This is a genomic window from Ferruginibacter sp. (assembly GCF_049840995.1).
GTDB lineage: Bacteria > Bacteroidota > Bacteroidia > Chitinophagales > Chitinophagaceae > Ferruginibacter.
Window position 1 is genome coordinate 99,445 of sequence record NZ_JASGIP010000006.1, and the last position, 18,835, is coordinate 118,279.

General features: G+C 43.2%; 17 protein-coding genes, 1 tRNA gene and 1 riboswitch. Of the genes, 7 read left to right on the forward strand and 11 right to left on the reverse strand.

Annotated elements, in window-relative coordinates:
* The first annotated feature begins 1 nt into the window (after position 1).
* Together QM738_RS15730 and QM738_RS15735 are read left to right on the forward strand one after the other, a co-directional pair.
* Positions 2-541, forward strand: a complete 540-nt coding sequence (locus tag QM738_RS15730; RefSeq protein ID WP_462277682.1) for an inorganic diphosphatase — start codon at positions 2-4, stop codon at positions 539-541.
* Positions 538-999: a sulfite exporter TauE/SafE family protein gene (locus tag QM738_RS15735; RefSeq protein WP_462277683.1), complete on the forward strand. Its 462-nt coding sequence runs from the start codon at positions 538-540 to the stop codon at positions 997-999. The genes QM738_RS15730 and QM738_RS15735 overlap by 4 nt, the downstream gene beginning before the upstream one ends.
* Here QM738_RS15735 and QM738_RS15740 read toward each other — a convergent pair whose 3' ends face one another.
* On the reverse strand, positions 1,000-1,743 hold the full coding sequence (locus QM738_RS15740) for a C40 family peptidase (RefSeq protein ID WP_462277684.1): 744 nt from the start codon (positions 1,741-1,743) through the stop codon (positions 1,000-1,002).
* A gap of 79 nt (positions 1,744-1,822) precedes the next feature.
* Here QM738_RS15740 and QM738_RS15745 point away from each other — a divergent pair, with 79 nt between their 5' ends.
* The 3 genes from QM738_RS15745 to QM738_RS15755 all read left to right on the forward strand — a co-directional run bounded on the left by QM738_RS15745 (position 1,823) and on the right by QM738_RS15755 (position 3,937).
* On the forward strand, positions 1,823-2,386 hold the full coding sequence (locus tag QM738_RS15745) for an RNA polymerase sigma factor (protein WP_462277685.1): 564 nt from the start codon (positions 1,823-1,825) through the stop codon (positions 2,384-2,386).
* A 79-nt stretch (positions 2,387-2,465) separates the two neighbouring features.
* Complete coding sequence (locus QM738_RS15750; RefSeq protein WP_462277686.1) at positions 2,466-2,888, forward strand: hypothetical protein; 423 nt, start codon at positions 2,466-2,468, stop codon at positions 2,886-2,888.
* A 128-nt stretch (positions 2,889-3,016) separates the two neighbouring features.
* A complete protein-coding gene (locus QM738_RS15755) occupies positions 3,017-3,937 on the forward strand; it encodes a methyltransferase domain-containing protein (protein WP_462277687.1) in 921 nt (306 codons plus the stop codon).
* A gap of 47 nt (positions 3,938-3,984) precedes the next feature.
* Here QM738_RS15755 and QM738_RS15760 read toward each other — a convergent pair whose 3' ends face one another.
* The 7 genes from QM738_RS15760 to QM738_RS15790 form a co-directional block, all read right to left on the reverse strand.
* Entirely contained in the window at positions 3,985-6,477 is a 2,493-nt protein-coding gene (locus QM738_RS15760; protein WP_462277688.1) for a T9SS type A sorting domain-containing protein, read from the reverse strand.
* An 86-nt stretch (positions 6,478-6,563) separates the two neighbouring features.
* On the reverse strand, positions 6,564-8,945 hold the full coding sequence (locus QM738_RS15765) for a hypothetical protein (RefSeq protein ID WP_462277689.1): 2,382 nt from the start codon (positions 8,943-8,945) through the stop codon (positions 6,564-6,566).
* Between the two features lie 239 nt (positions 8,946-9,184).
* Complete coding sequence (locus QM738_RS15770) at positions 9,185-10,318, reverse strand: tetratricopeptide repeat protein (RefSeq protein WP_462277690.1); 1,134 nt, start codon at positions 10,316-10,318, stop codon at positions 9,185-9,187.
* 159 nt (positions 10,319-10,477) lie between these two features.
* Entirely contained in the window at positions 10,478-10,792 is a 315-nt protein-coding gene (locus tag QM738_RS15775) for a hypothetical protein (protein ID WP_462277691.1), read from the reverse strand.
* Positions 10,793-10,912: 120 nt separating this feature from the next.
* Positions 10,913-12,226, reverse strand: a complete 1,314-nt coding sequence (gene der / locus QM738_RS15780) for a ribosome biogenesis GTPase Der (RefSeq protein WP_462277692.1) — start codon at positions 12,224-12,226, stop codon at positions 10,913-10,915.
* Positions 12,227-12,384: 158 nt separating this feature from the next.
* Positions 12,385-13,251 (reverse strand): GTPase Era, encoded by an 867-nt coding sequence (era, locus tag QM738_RS15785; RefSeq protein WP_462277693.1) that lies wholly within the window; start codon positions 13,249-13,251, stop codon positions 12,385-12,387.
* Between the two features lie 130 nt (positions 13,252-13,381).
* Positions 13,382-13,453: transfer RNA gene (locus QM738_RS15790), tRNA-Met, on the reverse strand.
* 105 nt (positions 13,454-13,558) lie between these two features.
* Between QM738_RS15790 and QM738_RS15795 the strand changes: the two genes are divergently transcribed.
* Positions 13,559-14,374 (forward strand): alpha/beta hydrolase, encoded by an 816-nt coding sequence (locus QM738_RS15795; protein WP_462277694.1) that lies wholly within the window; start codon positions 13,559-13,561, stop codon positions 14,372-14,374.
* Between the two features lie 97 nt (positions 14,375-14,471).
* Here QM738_RS15795 and QM738_RS15800 read toward each other — a convergent pair whose 3' ends face one another.
* On the reverse strand, positions 14,472-15,191 hold the full coding sequence (locus tag QM738_RS15800; RefSeq protein ID WP_462277695.1) for a head GIN domain-containing protein: 720 nt from the start codon (positions 15,189-15,191) through the stop codon (positions 14,472-14,474).
* A 17-nt stretch (positions 15,192-15,208) separates the two neighbouring features.
* Positions 15,209-15,925: a head GIN domain-containing protein gene (locus tag QM738_RS15805; protein WP_462277696.1), complete on the reverse strand. Its 717-nt coding sequence runs from the start codon at positions 15,923-15,925 to the stop codon at positions 15,209-15,211.
* A gap of 190 nt (positions 15,926-16,115) precedes the next feature.
* Positions 16,116-16,216: riboswitch (TPP riboswitch) on the forward strand.
* Between the two features lie 59 nt (positions 16,217-16,275).
* On the opposite strand from QM738_RS15805, the gene QM738_RS15810 reads away from it, so the two are divergent.
* Positions 16,276-18,447: a TonB-dependent receptor gene (locus tag QM738_RS15810; RefSeq protein ID WP_462277697.1), complete on the forward strand. Its 2,172-nt coding sequence runs from the start codon at positions 16,276-16,278 to the stop codon at positions 18,445-18,447.
* Positions 18,448-18,524: 77 nt separating this feature from the next.
* Here the strand turns inward: QM738_RS15810 and QM738_RS15815 are convergent, their stop codons facing one another.
* Positions 18,525-18,833: a rhodanese-like domain-containing protein gene (locus tag QM738_RS15815; RefSeq protein ID WP_462277698.1), complete on the reverse strand. Its 309-nt coding sequence runs from the start codon at positions 18,831-18,833 to the stop codon at positions 18,525-18,527.
* Positions 18,834-18,835: the final 2 nt, after the last annotated feature.

The window sequence follows — 18,835 nt, forward strand, 5'->3', positions numbered from 1 at the left end:
CATGTACGTACTCCACCCCTGGCATGGCGCTCATTACGGAGATAAAGCCCCGCAGGTAGTAAATGGTTTAATTGAAATTCCGCAGGGCAGCCGCGCCAAATACGAAATAGATAAAAAAACAGGATTACTGAAACTGGACAGGGTGATCTACTCTTCCTTTCACTACCCAGTTAACTATGGCTTTATTCCGCAAACACTCGGCCAGGATGGTGATCCGCTGGATATACTGGTGATGTGTAGCGAAAGCATCCAGTCCCTTTGCCTGGTGGAAGCCACTGTTATCGGTAATATGCAGATGATAGATAACGGCGAAAAAGATGATAAGATCATTGCAGTTGCATCTAAAGATCCCGGTGTGAATTATATTACCGATGTACACGAACTGCCCCGTCATTTTATAGCGGTATTGAAAAATTATTTCGAGAATTACAAAGTACTCGAAAATAAAGTGGTGGAAATAGATGAATTCCAGGATAAGGAAGCTGCCTACAAAGTAATTGATGAAGCGATCGAGTTCTATAAAACCAGTTTCAGCAAATGACCATAAAACAAAAAAATATGGATACGCAAACGATTCTCATTATAATACTGATAGGGATCGCTGCCGGTACACTCAGCGGCCTGGTGGGTGTAGGAGGCGGCATCATCATCGTACCCGCATTGGTATACTTTATTGGTTTCAGTCAAAAAGGAGCACAGGGTACATCATTGGGCGTACTGTTGCTGCCCGTAGGCATACTGGGCGTAATGCAGTATTATAAACAGGGTCATATCGATATTAAAGTGGTGGGATATTTATCCATTGGTTTTATCATCGGCGGTTTGCTGGGCAGCAAAATTGCGCTCACCTTATCGCAGGAAACATCTAAAAAAATATTTGCCATACTCATGATCATCATTGCTGTAAAAATGCTTTTCCTGGACAAGCCTAAAAAAGAGAACAGCGATAACACTGTACAGAATATACAACAGAATACCATCATTAAAAATGACGGCTGATCAGAAATATCTTTTTATGATCCTCAGCTGATGCGTACGCTCCCCCGTATCGGTATTAATGATCCCTGCACTATCGATCTTATCTATTCTTACTTTCACGGAAGCATGGATGATCTCTTTATCATTCAGTAATATGCCTACATGAACGATCTCCCCTGCTGCATCATCAAAAAAAGCCAGGTCGCCGCAACGGGCCTCCTGTAAAAAGCCAACCGGTTCGCCCTGCGTGGCCTGCATGTGAGCATCCCGCAATAAGGGTACATTCAGAAATTTATATACCGCCTGCGCAAAACCACTGCAGTCAATACCAAATACCGAACGGCCGCCCCACAGGTAAGCCGTATTTAAAAACCGGAACGCAATATCTTTAATGGTAGCAGCATCCCGCTTTGCGGTTGCAGGTTGCCAGTGCTTCCCTTTAAATATGGCAGTAGTGTTATTAAGCGACACCAGGCTGCCCAATGGAACAAACATGGGTGCTGCATTGTACTCAACAGTATTGACCCAATCGGCAGCAAGCACTGTCTCATTATTATATGCTTCTTCGTCTACCAGTTTCAATTGGCCTTTCTGGCACCAGCCTTCATACCCATCCGCCTTGCAGGTAACCTGCAACCAGCCTTTAACGGTAGTATTGATAACTTCGCAGCATTCGCCAAATAATAACTGACTGCTCATTTCAGTTCTATGATCGGGTTCCTTACGAATGGGTGCAACGGGCACACTACAAACAGCATATTGCATAACATGAATTTTGTACAGACCTAAATTATGGAAATTACCTTATGTTTACATCTTAGTAATACAAACTTATTGCAAAGTTTTGAGTAAGGACCGATACGAACATATCAACGACAACGAACTGCTGAGCCGTTTTCATGCCGACCATAATAATGAATGGCTGGGTATACTGCTGCAGCGGTACACGATGCTGCTGCTGGGTGTTTGTATGAAGTACCTGAAAAATGAGGAAGAAGCGAAAGACAGTGTACAGCAGGTATTTTTAAAAGCCATTAACGAACTGCACAAGTACAAAGTGGAATATTTTAAGAGCTGGATATACATGGTGGCAAAAAATCACTGCCTGATGAAACTGAGGGACAAAGGCAAATACACGGCCGAGATAAACGAGCAATTAATGGCCACGCCCGATGAAATAACAGATAAAAATAATTATATTGAAAAAGATAAGGCGCTCACCAATATGGCCGAAGCCTTATTACAACTGAACAAAGAACAGCAGGTATGTATAACTTTGTTTTACCTGGAGAAAAAAAGCTACCAGGAAATTACGGAACAAACACAGTTTACATTAATGCAGGTAAAAAGCCATATACAAAATGGTAAACGGAATTTAAAATTATTAATGGAAAAGAAAACGAGTTAAAAGTTGATGGTTCATAAGTTCAAAGCAAATCCATGAACTAAGAACCATCAACAATGACCAATGACCAATGACTTTCTAAATGAGCGATGACCTGAAAAATATATTGAACAACAGCAATAAGGATATTGATAACCAGAAACTGATGGATTACCTCAGCAAACAGTTATCAAAACAGGATACGCATGACCTGGAGAAAATGATGGCAGAAGATGATTTTATCAATGATGCCGTGGAAGGACTGGAACAACTGGGCGATGTGAAAAAACTACCCGTTTCTGTTGAACAGCTGAACAGGGAATTGCAAAAACAAATTGCCAAAAAGAAAGAACGAAAAGAAAAACGCAGGATAAAAGACCAGCCCTGGGTGTATTTTACTATCATATTGTTATTATTGCTCACAGTACTTTGCTATATCATCGTTAAAAAGAAGATGGATAAGCGCCCACCTGCAGATAAACCTGCCACCTCACAACTGCACAGCTACCGCGGCAATACTTTATAACCCTTAGTTTACAGCATCTATGTGCATACCTTCCACAAAAGGTCAATTGCGTCATTTAGTTCTATATTTTCAATATTTTTTGAAAATATAGAATAATTTAGTACCTTTATACCCTAAATCAACAGGATATGAAAACGCTCACCGACCAAAAACCCACCCTTTTAAAGTTCAGTACAGCAGTCACTGCCATACCAGGCTACAATCCAATAAAAGATTATTACAATATTGCCGGGCCCGATTATGAAGCCTGGAGCAGGGATTTCAACATGCACTTTGGCTATTGCAGCCGGTTCACGGATATATTCTCTCTTGAAAAAATGCTGTACCGCATGAACGACGAAGTGCTTAAAAGGCTGGAAATACCTTCAACAAAACCAACTACAATAATAGATCTTGGATGCGGCGTAGGCACCGTTGCCCGCTATACTGCCAAAAAGTACCCTTTGGCAAAACTAACCGGCGTAACCATTGTAGATTACCAGTTAGCCAAGGGTAATGAACTGATCGAAAAAGATCAACTGCAGGATAAAGTAAACCTGGTAAAAGACAATTTTGAAAATATCAGTTTTGCTGATGAGACTTTCGACAGGGCTTACGCACTGGAAAGCGCCTGCCATGCCAGCGGCGCCAATAAAGAACTGGTGATAAAAGAAATGGCCCGCATTTTAAAAACGGGTGGCCGATTCTGCATTGCTGATGGCTTTTTAAAACACGATAAAAAACTGCCCTGGCTCTTCAGGAAACTCAATAAAAAGATCACCGATTGCTGGGCCCTGCCCTGCTTTGGTAATATCGATGGTTTTACAGCAACGCTTGCAAAATACGGTTTGAAAGATATTGAAGTAAAAGAGATCAGCCTGCGCATTGCACCTTCTGTTGCGTACGTTCCTTATACCTGCTTTAAATTCTTTTTGAAAGAACTCTGGAAAACAAAAACGCTCCGCTTAAAAAAAGAAAGATGGAATAATGTGATCGCACCCGTATTGGGTATGATACTGGGTTTATACCGCAGGCATTTTGGATATTATATTATTACCGGTAAAAAATAAAATGGTCCCGCCGTTTTCAGCAGGACCATTGGTATTGTGACAAGCATTTATTGTTTTACAAACCGCACTGTTTTAGAAACCCCTTCTTCTGTATAACCCGTCAGCTGGTAAGTACCGGCGCTCAGTCCTGCAAAGTTTACAGTGAATTGGTTGCTGCCTGCAATCAGGTTATAAGCGATCTTTTGTACCTGCCTTCCGGCTATATCGGTAACGAGTACACTCAGTTTTGTTTTTTGTGCGGCTGTTACATTCAGTACCGCATTGGTGCTGATAACAGTTGGATACAGGCCAACAATATCAAAACCGGTAGCTGCATTCAGCAATACGATCATACTGCTGTAAGTTACCTTGCCATTTATATCGGTGATCTTTAAACGGTAGTAATTACTGCCGTTTAAAGGTTGATTATCGGTATAATCAAACGGTTGCTGGCAGCGGACCGCATCGGCAGTAATACTGTTGATGGAGGTGAAATTCCTTCCGTCTGCACTGCGTTCCAGCACCATGGTGGCGCTTGGGCTGCTGTTGCAGGTCACTTTCCAGTTCAGGTAATGAGCGCCGCTTTGTTTAACACCATTTAAATAGTTCAGACTGATAGGAAGCGGGTTGAGTGCAAAATTGATACTGCCCAAAGCAAATGCTCCAAATGTACCGCTCTGGGTTCCTGTCCAGCTAACCGTACCTGAAGCCGCTGTACCCGTATTATTGCCCGCTGTGCCATAGTTATCCCAGCTGGTTGCACCGGCATTGCTATTGTGTGCCACTACCAGGTCGGCCAGGCTGTTTACATATGGCGCGGTAGTGATGCAGTTATTAATCGTTCCGTTCCATGCCAGTGTTATATCAACGGTAGACGCACCGTTGTCACGGCTCAATGTCCAGTAGTCGCAACGGCTTACATGATCCAGGCCTGTAGCAGTAATAGTTCCCGATCCTAATGCTGAAGCATTACCTCTTTTATACTCCGCCGTAAAAGCATCCGTAGCAGCGCCACCCACAAAAGTAGAGATGCCCAATGTAGCATAACCCCGCAGCGTACCCGAAGATCCGCAACTAGTGCTGCCAACCGGGAAAGTGAATGCCGTATTACCTACTTTTTTTACGGGGCCATTTACAAAAGTTGAGTTGGAGCCACCAGAAACAAATGAACCAGCACTCATCACCAATAAATTACTACTGCTGGTAAAAAGCACACCGTTGGCTAACACTAATGCAGCCGGTGCCGCAGGAATAGTCAATGTGGTGCTCAGCAGGTTAACGCCTGCAGTAGTGGAACTGTTATTGATCGTCAATGCCATTGGCCCGGAAAAAGTGGTCATCGTAAGATTCTGCGCTCCCGTTCCATTTAATACCAACTGGTTTTGTGAACCGTAAGCATAAGTAGCTGTAACAGTGCCTGCACCACTTTGTGTAACATTGCCGGCAACATTCACCTGGCAGGCCCCGAATAACCCTGTAATGATCGGGCGGTTGGTAAGATTGAGTGTACCACCGGTTACAGAAAGATTGCCGCTGATAGTAATGGTAACAGGATTTTCTGTTGCCTTGCCGATATTGTTGATATTACCATACACAGTACCACCGGTGATCTGCATATCGGTCATGATATTACAGGTACCAAAACCCAGCAGCGGCGCTCCCATTTCCACCGTACCGCCCTGCACTGCAAGATGCCCCAAAGTATATCCAGAAGGTTCGGTCGTCATTCTTAAACTGCCGCTATTGGTAGACATAACACGAATGCTGTCCATTGAATATGAAGATGTAGGCAACAATATTGCTGAAGCGCCTGAAATAGTTTGGCCTGCACAGTTCCAGATCAGTAATCCATTATAATTGGCACTGCCGCTGAAAGCAGGCATGGTGCTGGTAACACCTGTAACATTGATAGTAGATCCGTTTTGATAATCCGCTGCCGGAATAGCGCCACCATTACGTGCCCATCCCAATGTAGCACCGCTAAAGAAACGAAGCCTCGTTGTATTACTGTTTAAAAATACACTGGCAGCAGTATGCGGCGACGGAAGATATATGGTACCTGTTGAAGAAACATCTACAATGGTAGCGGCTGTTGTTCCCCCGGTAAGATCCCAGGTGGAAGTATAAGCCAGGTTCATCAATCCATCAACTTTAGCTGTATTGGTGGTACCCGCTGCACCGTAAGTGGTGATCGAAACTCCTGATGTACTTAAAAAAGTGCCTAACGTAAAATTAGAACCCGCTTCCACATACAGCACAGGCGATGTGGCTGGGTTGCTGCTGATGGTTACTGTTTTAGATACACCCGTATTATTAGTAAGCCCGTTGCTGTTGGTTGAACCTAAAGCTCTTATTGCTGCAATAGTGGGATTGATATCTACATTGCAATAGTTGGTTGAACTGAGTATAACGGTATCGGTTGCCCCTGGTACACCCGAGGGAGACCAGTTTGTTGCAACACTCCAGTTGGCATTATTGGCACCGATCCAGGTCTTATTCACCTGCCCTGTTCCTTTCAATAAAGCAACAGCAAAACAAAAAAGCAATATCAGTTTTTTCATAACTACAAATTATTAGTCAGTTTTTCGTTTAAATAATGGCGGTGTTTTATAAGGGCAATTATGTAGGTTATTATTTTTTACAAGACTTACTGTTTTACAAAGCGCACTGTTTTTGAGATACCTTCTTCGATATAACCTGTTAACTGGTAAGTACCGGCGCTGAGCCCTGCAAGGTTTACCGTAAACTGGTTGCTGCCTGCCACTAAATTATACAGTATCTTTTGCACCTGCCTACCCGACATATCGGTAACGAGTACACTCAATTTTGTTTTTTGCGCTGCCGTTACATTCACTACTGCATTGCTGTTTACCACAGCCGGGTACAGTCCCACAATATCAAAACCACTTTCTTTATTCAGCACAGCTGCAATGGCGCTGTAAGTGACCTTACCATTGCGGTCGGTTAATTTTACCCGGTAATAATTAAGCCCAGCCAATAATGCTGCATCCTGGTATTGCCTTACCGCAGTATTTACTTCGGCCAGTTTTATAAAATTTCGTCCGTCTGCGGCACGCTCTACTTCAAGGGTTTTGATATCAGCTGTATTATCGATGATCCATTCAAGGTTGGCTTTATTATTTTGTATTTGTGCAGTAAGATCAATGGTTTTTCCAAAAGCGAGTATCGATCCCACATTGCCAATCACAAAGGAAGAACCGCCTAAAGTTGCAGGAGTAAAAGGCCCTGCGCTGTAACTGCCACTTGGTGTTACAGAGCCCAGCGGGTCAATGCTCCAGGCGCCCGGCGCTCCCGGTATAAAATGCCCCAGTTCCATATTGGCTGCAGGCAGGCAGGAAGCATTGGCATCCGTGCCGGCGTATTGAAACGTCAACTCAACAGTACCCGAAGTGATACTGGAAGTGGAGCCGATATACCAAGTTCTGTTGATCGTTCTTGTGCTATTATAAATGCCCGCAGGGTTATTACCGGTCTCAACTCTTACACTGTAATCGTTTGTAACAGCGCTTGCCTGCGTAAGAATATTCAGCGCATTGTACGTACTGCTGCTGGGTGCAACAGGAAATAATTTACTGGCGTTGGCAGGCATACTCAGCGCAATAAGCGAACCGGTACCGTTAGTAACCGCTTTACCTCCCGCAGAAGAATTCAGTAATCCGTAATTAACCGAAATATTAAAATTGTTGAACGAGATAAAACCGCCGGAAAAATTCAATGCGTGTGGCAATACAATATTGTCCTGCAGGTTGGCGCCCGAAGTATTGTTCGTAACCACAAGTGCCACCTGCCCGGTCACATTATCCATTTCTAAATTCTGCACGCCACCGCCATCCATGCTGATATAATTCTGTGCCGCAAATGTGGAGGATGCTGTGATCAAACCGCCTGATTGTAATATATGCCGGTAAGCAAGTATTTGCCCTGCACCTAAAGTGCCTGTAATGATCCTGTTGGTAAGATTCAATGTACCACCGGTAATAATGATATCACGGTTCACCGTCAACCGCATGCCTGCTGCATTACCTGCAACTTCACCGGAATAGGTTGCGTTGAGCAATACTGTGCCCCCGGTAATTTTCAGATCAGTTGTTATGTTAGCAGTTCTTGGAGGGCTCGTGATTGCAGAGCTCATTTCCAAAGTACCGCCCTGCACTTCCAGGTGGCCGATGGTGTAACTGTTAGGATCAGTAGCCAGGCGCAAAGTACCGGAGCCGGTACTCAGAACGCGGATACTATCCATTGGATAAGTTGCAGTAGGCAACAACACCGCCGCTGCACCTAAAACGGAAGCGTTCTGCGATGCACAATTCCATATCAACAATCCATTATAGTTGGTGCTTCCTACAAAAGTTGTCATGGTGGTGGTAACACCGGTAACATTAATGATGGAGCCATCCTGGTAATCTGCAGTAGGTATGGTACCGCCATTCCTTGACCATAATAATGAAGAGCCTGCTAAAAATCGCAGCGTTCCGGTTGAACTGTTGGTTATTGCAGCACCTGTATGTATCGAGGTAACGTTGATCTGGCCCGTAATATCTGTATTGGTAACATTGGTAATGCCGGCGTTGCAGGGTATCCAGGAAGATGCAAAAAGTAAATTTAAGCTGCCGGCTATTTGTGCAGTATTGGCGCCGCCGGTTCCATAGGTGGAAAATGATATACCAAATCCTCCATTGCCAATAGTTAAATTACTGCCGCTGGCCACACTCAGTACAGAAGGCACCAAACCATTATTCCCGATGGTCATTGATTCTATACCCCCGGAAGAAAGAATATTGCCTCCCACACCGGTTGCCCTTAATGCAGCAATGATGGGGCTTATATCAAGGTCGCAGGCATTGGCCGAATTAAATATTACGGTATCAGTAGCAGCAGGCATACCTGTAGGTAGCCAGTTAGCACCAGTACTCCATGATCCTCCACTGGGGCCATTCCATGTTTTAGTTTGCGAAAAACTTTTAGATAATACAACAGCAAAACAAAAAAACAGTAAAGTTTTCTTCATAACTACAAATTATGGTCAATTTTCCAGGTTAAAACAATGCCGGTGCTGTATGGGCCGGTGTTTTTATGGGGATGGGATCGTGAGCGGAATACTACTATCAGCAAGATACGATAAAAGATAAAAATGCTGCCGCTATTCTGCACTTTAAGCTACGATATTTTCCACATAAACCAGGTAGTTGTGAAAAACAAAAGCCCCTGTACAAATACAGGGGCAGTATACAATTCATTCACCGGTTTTTAATTCATTGCAGTCACTTTATCCTGCAGGCCGGCGGCATTTTTAGAATTAAGCTGTTTCAGTTCATCCACCATCTGCTGCGCCATCGATTTTTTTCCCTGGCTGATGTATATCAGGCCCAGGTAATAGCGGGCATTCTCATTTTTATTATTCAGCTGCAATGCTTTTTTAAGATTGCTTTCTCCCTGTTCCGCATCATTGGTCCTGTAGTAACTATACCCTATCTCTACATAAGCGGCCGTATATGTCGGCTCCATGGCAATACTTTTTTTAAGATACGTGATAGCATCATAGTATTTAGCCTTACTGTTAAGGCAATAGCCCATGCCGAAGTTGGCCTTGCGTTCGTTGCTGTTAATGGCCAGTGCCTTATTATACCAGTTCATCGCTTCATCCATATCCTTGATATTATCCCGGTACACTTCGCCAATGCCATTGTACCCGATATGGCTTTTGGGATCCATTTCTATGGCTTTTTTATAATAAGCAATGGCATCATCATTTTGCTTTAGCTTGCTGCTGGCAAATCCCAGTTCCAGGTAAGTATTGGTATAATCAGTTTTGCTTTCCAAAGATTTTTTAAGACTTATCCTGGCACCTTCGTAATCCTTCTTTGCATTTTGCGTAAACCCTTTGCGGTACCAGTACAGGTAATCAGTGATAGGCGCTTTTGCACTGGCCTCGTATTTTGAAAAGTAATCCAGTATCTTGTCCTCGCTTTCATTCTTACTATAGGCGATCATGCCCAGTTGTTTGTAAGCAAGCGAATAATCAGATTTTAATTGAAGGCAGTTATTGTAATAATAGATTGCCGAATCTGTTTGCTCCAGTTTTTCAAATGCATAACCCGTTTCAAAATTCAGCTTGGGGATACTGGCCCATACTTTTATTATTTTACGAAAGGAAGAAAGTGCATCCCTGTATTGTTTCTGGTCGTTCTGGCACCAGCCCATTTCATAAATAGCTTCGGTATAATCAGGTTTAAGCTGTACCGCCTGTTTAAATTTATCGCAGGCCGCTTTACTGTCCTGTTTTTTCAATTCCAGCCCTTCATTGTAAAGGCTGCTGGCATCCTGCGCTGCGGCAACAGTTGCAGCCAGCATCAACAGGATCGTGATCTTTATAGTACGCATTTTTTGTGATAAAAGTAAAAACTACAGCAGGCAAATCAAATACCGTTCTCTGGGTATTTATGTCATTACGCCGCAGCAGTGATACGATCGTCTTAATGCAAAAAAAAATCCTCCCGCAATTGCAGGAGGACCCGTATTTTAAAACCTTGCGGTTATAAATTAGTGTTTTACAGCTTCTTTAGCTTTATCAACCATTTTATCAGCACCTTCTTTTGCTTTTTCAGTTACAGCTTTCATTTTGCTTGCAGCTGAATCTTTCAATTCGTTCATTTTGCTTGCAGCTGAATCTTTCAGTTCGTTCATTTTGCTTGCAGCTGAATCTTTCATTTCAGTCATTTTGTTTGCAGCAGCAGCGCTGTCAGCTTTAGCTTTAGCAGCAATAGAATCATTAGTAGCTGCAGCTTTGTCGTCAGTAGCGTTAGTACAAGCTGTCATTACAGAGGCAACAGCTAAAATGGCAAATAATTTTTTCATTGTATTTCTTTTTAGTTTTTAATTGGATGCAAAACTAATAGTTTTTTTTAATAATGCAAGTTTTTTAACCAAATTGCTGAATTTCATAACAATAGACCCCAAAAACGGCCCTTTTTTGCCTTATTTTTTCCTGAAAAACAGCCTTACCGGCACCCCGCTGAAATTGAACTTTTCCCGCAGCTGGTTTTCCAGGTAATTCTTGTACGGCGCTTTGATATCATCCGGGTAATTAGCAAAAAATGCGAACGTGGGCGTATGCACCGGCAATTGGGTCACATATTTTATTTTGATCAGGTTGCCCCTTACCACAGGCGGGCGGTACGATTCGATCGCTTTCAGCATTACTTCATTAAGTTGCGAAGTAGGTATTTTGCGCTGCCTGTTCTCGTATACTTCCAGGGCTGCTTCGATGCTTTTAAAAATACGTTGCTTTTCATGCACCGAAATAAAGATGATGGGCACATCAGAGAATGGCGCCAGTTTCTTTTTCAGCACTGCTTCATAATCCTTGGCGGTATTGGTCTTCTTATCCTCCACCAGGTCCCACTTATTTACCAGCACCACAATGCCCTTACCCTTTTTTTCTGCCATCGAAAATATGGCAAGGTCCTGCGCAGTAATGCCCTTGCCTGCATCCAGCATCAGCAAACACACATCCGCTTCATCCAATGCTTTTATGGCACGTATTACCGAATAGAATTCCAGGTCTTCATGCACTTTTGCTTTTTTACGGATACCGGCCGTATCGATCAATATAAATTCCTTGTTGAATAAATTGTAATGGGTATGGATCGTATCCCTGGTGGTACCGGCAATATCGCTTACAATAGTTCTTTCCGTTCCTATCAGCGCATTCAGTAAAGATGATTTACCCACGTTCGGCTGACCAATGATCGCAAATTTGGGCAAGCCATCTTCAGCAGACGCAGCTTCATCATCCGGTTTTATCAATGCAGTGATGGCATCCAATATCTCACCCGTACCGCTGCCGCTAATGGAAGAAACAAAGAAGATGCTTTCAAAACCCAGGCTGTAAAATTCAGTGGCTTCCAACAAGCGATCATGATTATCTACTTTGTTCACCACTAAAAAAACAGGCTTGCTGCTGCGGCGCAATATTTCCGCCATGCTTTCATCCAGGTTGGTAATGCCGGTGGCAACATCCACCATAAAAATGATGGCATTGGCTTCTTCCACGGCGATCAATACCTGCTTGCGGATCTCTTTTTCAAACACGTCGTCGCTGCCGGCAACAAAACCACCGGTATCGATCACATTGAATGTTTTGCCCGCCCATTCGGCAATGCCGTACTGCCTGTCCCTTGTTACACCGCTCACATCATCCACAATGGCCTTACGCTGTTCCAGCATACGGTTAAAGAATGTGCTTTTGCCTACATTGGGCCTTCCTGTTATTGCTACTGTAAAACTCATAACCCCTGTCCCCTAAAGGGGAACTTAGTTTTAATGTTTATAAATTTTCTCCATCAACTTCCTATTTGAAGTGATTGAAAAATAAAATACGCTTTGATTTTCTTACTGCCGGTTCCCCCGGAATTTATCCCGCCCAAAGCGGGAGGTGCGGAGGGGGCTTAATATCCGTATTCTTTCAACTGCATTTCATTATCCCTCCATTTGGGCCGCACTTTTACAAACAATTCTAAAAAGACCTTGCTGCCCAAAAATGCTTCAATATCTTTTCTTGCATTGCTGCCCAGCTGCTTGATCATCTTGCCGCCTTCTCCTAAAATAATACCTTTTTGTGTTTCCCGCTGCACAATGATCTCGGCCCTTATTTTTATCAGTGTTGTTTTTTCTGTGAACTCCTGTATCAATACCGTGGTATGATAAGGTATCTCATCGCCAAATAACTGGAACACTTTTTCCCTTACCAGCTCTCCCACAAAAAATTTGGTGGGCATATCGCTCAGGTCATCTCCATCATAAAAGGGTTGCCCCTCTGGTAACAGTTTGATTATTTTTTTAAGCAGAAAATCAATGCCGTTTTTCTTTAAAGCAGATAATATCACCACATCTTTACAATAAGGTTGTTTCCTGTAAAATTCAGTGATGGTATTTTGTTGTTCTTCTGTTGCTTTATCCGCTTTGTTCAACACCACGATAGCAGGCACTTTTAATTTTAATGCAGTAAAGATGTTGTTGCTTTCTTCCTGCTCTTCATTCACATCCGTTATCAGCAAAGCAATATCCGCATCTTCCAGGCTGCTCTTTACCGCCTGCATCATTTTTTCGTGCAGTTTATATTTCGGCTCAATAATGCCGGGTGTATCAGAAAATATTACCTGGTAATCTTTTTCTGTAAGAATAGCTTTAATACGGTGACGGGTGGTTTGTACCTTATGCGATACAATGGCCATCTTCTCTCCTATCAAGGCATTCAGCAAAGTGCTTTTGCCGGCGTTAGGCTTACCGAATATGTTTACAAAACCTGATTTCATGAATGTGGTGATTAAAAGAATAGAATTACCACCAATTGGCCCAATAACGGCCGGAAGAGAAGAAGGTAATCATATTCATTAACACGTTTGTTAAGAATAAAAAAGGCTCCACAGAGCCTTCAATTTTTTGTTGCGAAGACTGGGATCGAACCAGTGACCTTCGGGTTATGAGCCCGACGAGCTACCGCTGCTCTACTTCGCGGTGCAAAATTAAGGTTTTGTGCATTTGCCACCAAATAATAAACTTTGATTTGTACATTTGGTCATGCTAAAAAAATGTTTTTTAGGGCTAACAGCCTTGCTGCTATTGAGTTCTGTAATAAGCTGTAAAAAGAAAATAAAAGTGCAGGAAGACGAGATTTACAGCCGTCACCTGCAAAGACAGGTAAAACTGACCATCATTTCCACCCCTATACCGGATGATAAAAGCGAACTGAACCTTTTATTGCTCAACGACGGGCAGGATATTACCCGCTTTCGTGTAAAAGAGATCATGGATAGTTTGTACCGCAAAAAATTAATTCAACCCCTTATCGTTGTGGCCATTACTGCCGGCGACCGGAATAAAGAATATGGCGTAAGTGAAATACCCGATTTTATGAACCGTGGTGACAAAGCCGATAAATATGCAGCCTTTATCGACAACGAATTATACCCCTTTGCCAAAAAGAAAGCGGGTGTAAGAAAATTTAAATCGGTGGTGCTGGCGGGCTGTTCGCTCGGCGGCCTTTCTGCTTTTGATATTGCATGGGATAATGCAGACAAGATCGATAAAGTAGGCGTTTTTTCCGGTTCTTTCTGGTGGCGGGATAAAGGCGATAAAGCTGCAGACTACAGCGATGATAAAGACAGGATCATGATCAGCAAGATCCGCTCTTCAAGAAAAAAACCACATTTACAATACTGGTTCTATACTGGTGGGAAAGAAGAGACCGGCGACAGGGATAAGGATGGCGTGATCGATGTGATAGACGATACGAAAGACCTGTTGGAAATGATCAAAAGCAAAAATGTATGTGCGCAGGATGATATTGTTTATACCGAAGATGCCAACGGCATTCATGATTATACTTCCTGGAGCAATCACCTGCCGCAATTCTTACTATGGGCTTTTTCCAAATAGTTTATTAGTTAACTGGTTAAATGGTTTATTGGTTAACCAGTACAACACAAATACTGATCAACCAATAAACAAGTAAACTAATAAACCAATTAACTAATTAACCTTTTCGGGAAACACTGCTGGAGCCACTCGAATGCACTTCGTTCAGTTTGCCATCTCCTTTGTAAGAAATATCACTGGCACCACTGGCGCTGGCTGTTAATTCTTTATTTACCGTAATATTAATATCTGATGCGCCGGATGCTTTTGCATTGCAGATATCAGTCGATAATTCGTAGCCATCAATATCGCTGGCGCCGCTGCTTTCAATACGGGCTGTAGTGGCAATGCCTTTAATGGTGATATCCGAAGCTCCGCTCAGTTCCATTTTAAGATCGGTTACTTTAATAGCGCCTTTAAAATTACTGGCGCCGCTCATAGTAAGCGTTAAAGCTGGAACCGTTACCACACCAGCCACCTGCACCCCGCTGGCACCCGAAGCATCCAGCAATTCCAGCTGCTTAAACGAAACGTATACACGAAGACTTTTGTTCTTGAGCACATTCCACAACTTTTCGCCAAAATAGTAGATCTTCAGCGTATTATTTTCCACCACGGTCTTGATACCTTCCTTGTATTTTTCTTCGGAGGCGCTTACAGCAACAGCCTCCTCTTCCGACTGGGTGAGGAATAATTCGATGCCGCCGGAAACTTTTATCTTATTAAAGCTGCCGCTGATCTCCCGCAATTCTGCATTGGGATCATTCACCACTTCCTTTTGTGCTGTTGCCACCAGGGCCATACAACTCACCAGTACACTTACAATTATTTTTTTCATACAACCACTTTAGATAATTATGCTTTTTTTACAGAGCCGCCACTGTTCACGTTCACTTCTTTTATAACGGCTTCGCCTTTATATTTTACACCGCCGCCGCTATTGGCTTTTGCGTTCAGTTCTTTATTGATGGTGATCCTGATGCCACCACCACTGCTCGCTTTTGCATCGCAGTAATCAACGGCCAGGTCGTAACTTTTAAATACGGCGCCACTGCTTACGTCCACTTTAATTTTATCCGAACTGCCCGAAATATCAATGCTGGAACCGCTGTTCTGTTCTACCACCAGTTCACTTGCCTTCAGCTTACCATTGAGCGAAGAACCGCTGGTAAATTTTATGTCGAGGCTGGTCACATCTATACTGCCCTGGATCTTTACATCCGCACCACCGGAAGCATGTAGCTTTTCCAGTGTTTTAAACGATACATAAGCCTTCAGTTTACGTTTGTCGTTGGTAGACCAGTTGATGCCTTTATTATCGTAATAGATCTTCAGCACGCCTTCTTCCACCACGGTCTTGAAACGCTCCATGTATTTTTCATCCGAAGCGCTTACGGCAACCGATTCTTCGTTGCCCTGTGTAAGGTAAAGGTCCACGCCATCCGAAACATTGATACCGGTAAAGCTGGCATTAAGGGTTCTTTTTTGTGCATTGGCATCCACGATGGTCTTATCCTGTGCAAATGCTGCAACAGCAATAAAGCTGATAAATGATAACAGTAATTTTTTCATGTGAAAATGTTTTTTATGGTTCTACATTACACATCAAATAACCAACCAATTACCCGCTATACCGGCATTCAGTTGGTTATTTCATGGCTATACTTTGTTAATTATACGAAGTAAGGCAACGAATTGTTACATAAATTTTAAAAAAAATAAAAAAGCCCTACCTTCGTGCTGCAAAGTTCTTATTTAACCGACTGAATTTCCGGGGTGTCCGCCTCTTAATGGTGCGACTGAGATTATACCCGCTAACCTGATCAGGATAATGCCTGCGTAGGAAGAAATGGCTCCCGCTTAACAGCGGGAATTTGGCAACGTTCTCTTTTGCTTCGGATTTCAGCACAAATTTTATTGAAATGAAACTGTTTTTCAGTGCATTGTTATGCTCGGGCAGCATAATGTGTTTGGCGCAGACACCTAAAAAAACTGCCGACACCGTTTACTTACAACCTGTGGAAGTAAATGCCGTAAGGGCCTCAGAAAGAGCGCCCTTTGCAAAATCCACCCTGCTGAAAAGCGACATTCAAAAGATCAACCTGGGTCAGGACCTGCCGGTGCTGCTGAACCAAACCCCTTCGGTGGTGGTGAATTCGGATGCCGGTGCCGGCGTAGGCTATACCGGCCTGCGCATCAGGGGTACGGATGGCAGCAGGATCAATGTGACCCTCAATGGCATTCCCTATAATGATGCCGAAAGCCAGGGCTCGTATTTTGTTGACCTGCCGGATTTTTCCTCTTCCATCAACAGTATACAGGTGCAACGCGGCGTGGGTACTTCTTCCAATGGTGCCGGCGCTTTCGGGGCCAGCATCAATCTTTCCACCAACGACATCAACAAAAAATTCTACACCGAACTCAACAACAGCTACGGCTCATTTAATACCACTAAAAACACCCTGCAGTTCGGCAGTGGTATTCTCGGTAATCATTTTACCATTGATGGCAGGCTGAGCCATATCGGCAGCGATGGTTATATCGACCGTGCAAAGAGTAATTTAAAGTCCTTCTATTTCAGCACTGCTTATTTAGATGATAAGAATTCCCTGCGCCTGAATATTTTCAGCGGTAAAGAAAAAACTTACCAGGCATGGAATGGTGTACCGGAATATTTACTGGCCACCAACCGCACCTATAATTCTGCCGGTACTGCAAAAACAGGTGAACCTTACGATAACGAGACCGATAATTATACGCAAACGCATTACCAGCTTTTTTACAACCGTAAGATCAATGATTACTGGAAAGGTAATATAGCCATATTTCTTACCAGGGGAAAAGGTTATTACGAGCAATACAAGGCCGATGCTCAACTGGCCGATTATGGCTTGCCTGATTACAACAATGGCAGCAGCACCATTTCTTCAACCGACCTGGTAAGAAGGTTATGGCTGGATAATAATTTTTATGGCACTGTATTTTCCGCTCAATATCATAAAGCCAAAACAGATCTTACTATTGGTGGTGGTTTGAATCAATATGACGGTAAGCATTACGGAGAGATCGTTTGGGCCAAGGTACAGGCAGCTGTGCCGGCCAACTACCGCTGGTACAATTTAATGGCACATAAAAAAGATCTTTCTTTCTACAGCAAATGGACACAGCAATGGACAGCTACCCTGCAGACTTATGCGGATATCCAGTACCGTTATATTAATTATGCCATCGACGGCTTTGAACACAACCCGGGTTTGCTGGTTAAAAACAATTACAATTTTGTAAACCCTAAACTGGGCATTACCTATACCAAAAGCAACTGGCAGCTGTATGCTTCGTATGCACTGGCGCAGCACGAACCCAACCGCGATGATTTTGAAGCAGGCACCACACAGCAACCAAAACCTGAATTGCTGAACGATTTTGAAGCGGGCATTGAAAGAAAGAAGAGTAATTATTCTTTTGGCATCAACCTGTACTACATGAAGTATAATGATCAACTGATATTAACAGGAAAGATCAATGATGTGGGATCGTACACCCGTACCAACGTGCCCAACAGTTACCGCACCGGTATTGAACTGCAGGGCAGGTATATTTTTACCAAATGGCTGAACGTGGCAGCCAATGCTACTTTCAGCAGTAATAAGATAAAGAATTTTACAGAGTATTTAGATGAGTATAATGCCAGTTGGGACTGGACCGGGCAGACGAGTAATTTTTATGCTTCCACCAATATTGCTTTTTCACCCAACACTATTGCCGGCGGCAGCGTGAACATTACGCCTGTAAAAAATGCGGAGATCAATTTGCTCAGTAAATATGTAAGCAGGCAATACCTTGATAATACCGGTTTAAAGTCCAGGAGCCTGAACTCTTATTATACGCAGGATATACGCCTGAGTTATTTGCTGGAAGGTAATACCTTTAAATCCACCAGCCTTATTGTACAGCTCAATAATATCTTCAGTAAAAAATATGAGCCCAATGGATACAGCTTCAGTTACTTGTACGATGGTAGCTTAACCACGGAAAATTATTATTTCCCGATGGCACCGTTTAACTGGATGGTGGGATTGAATGTGCGATTTTAAAAGGTCAGTGGTGAGTAGCAGTATACAATTTGAAACAGTATGCTGCTGTACTCACTATTCACCACTCACCATTCACTCTACCCGCCAAAGCGTTCTTTCCAGGCAAGCATGCCGCCGGTAAGATTCTTTACATCTGTAAAGCCAAAAGTTTCCAGCATTAAAGCAGCTTGTCCGCTGCGGTTGCCGCTGCGGCAATATACTATCACTTCTTCGTTCTTAAGATCGTCGATATCATCTATCTGCATGATCTGCACTTTACCCAAGGGTAATAAGATACCACCAATATTGAACTCCGCATTTTCATGCGGTTCCCTTACATCTACCAGGTTTAATTTTTCGCCGGAATCCAACCGGAACTTTACTTCATCTGCAGTTATCGTTGTCATAA

Coding starts and splice junctions, on each gene's coding strand:
- QM738_RS15770 (WP_462277690.1), bottom strand. CDS start 10,318: ATGCGTACTATAAAGATCACGATCCTGTTGATGCTGGCTGCAACTGTT.
- QM738_RS15810 (WP_462277697.1), top strand. CDS start 16,276: ATGAAACTGTTTTTCAGTGCATTGTTATGCTCGGGCAGCATAATGTGT.
- QM738_RS15750 (WP_462277686.1), top strand. CDS start 2,466: ATGAGCGATGACCTGAAAAATATATTGAACAACAGCAATAAGGATATT.
- QM738_RS15755 (WP_462277687.1), top strand. CDS start 3,017: ATGAAAACGCTCACCGACCAAAAACCCACCCTTTTAAAGTTCAGTACA.
- QM738_RS15730 (WP_462277682.1), top strand. CDS start 2: ATGTACGTACTCCACCCCTGGCATGGCGCTCATTACGGAGATAAAGCC.
- QM738_RS15740 (WP_462277684.1), bottom strand. CDS start 1,743: ATGCAATATGCTGTTTGTAGTGTGCCCGTTGCACCCATTCGTAAGGAA.
- QM738_RS15800 (WP_462277695.1), bottom strand. CDS start 15,191: ATGAAAAAAATAATTGTAAGTGTACTGGTGAGTTGTATGGCCCTGGTG.
- QM738_RS15735 (WP_462277683.1), top strand. CDS start 538: ATGACCATAAAACAAAAAAATATGGATACGCAAACGATTCTCATTATA.
- QM738_RS15805 (WP_462277696.1), bottom strand. CDS start 15,925: ATGAAAAAATTACTGTTATCATTTATCAGCTTTATTGCTGTTGCAGCA.
- era (WP_462277693.1), bottom strand. CDS start 13,251: ATGAAATCAGGTTTTGTAAACATATTCGGTAAGCCTAACGCCGGCAAA.
- QM738_RS15765 (WP_462277689.1), bottom strand. CDS start 8,945: ATGAAGAAAACTTTACTGTTTTTTTGTTTTGCTGTTGTATTATCTAAA.
- QM738_RS15760 (WP_462277688.1), bottom strand. CDS start 6,477: ATGAAAAAACTGATATTGCTTTTTTGTTTTGCTGTTGCTTTATTGAAA.
- QM738_RS15815 (WP_462277698.1), bottom strand. CDS start 18,833: ATGACAACGATAACTGCAGATGAAGTAAAGTTCCGGTTGGATTCCGGC.
- QM738_RS15775 (WP_462277691.1), bottom strand. CDS start 10,792: ATGAAAAAATTATTTGCCATTTTAGCTGTTGCCTCTGTAATGACAGCT.
- der (WP_462277692.1), bottom strand. CDS start 12,226: ATGAGTTTTACAGTAGCAATAACAGGAAGGCCCAATGTAGGCAAAAGC.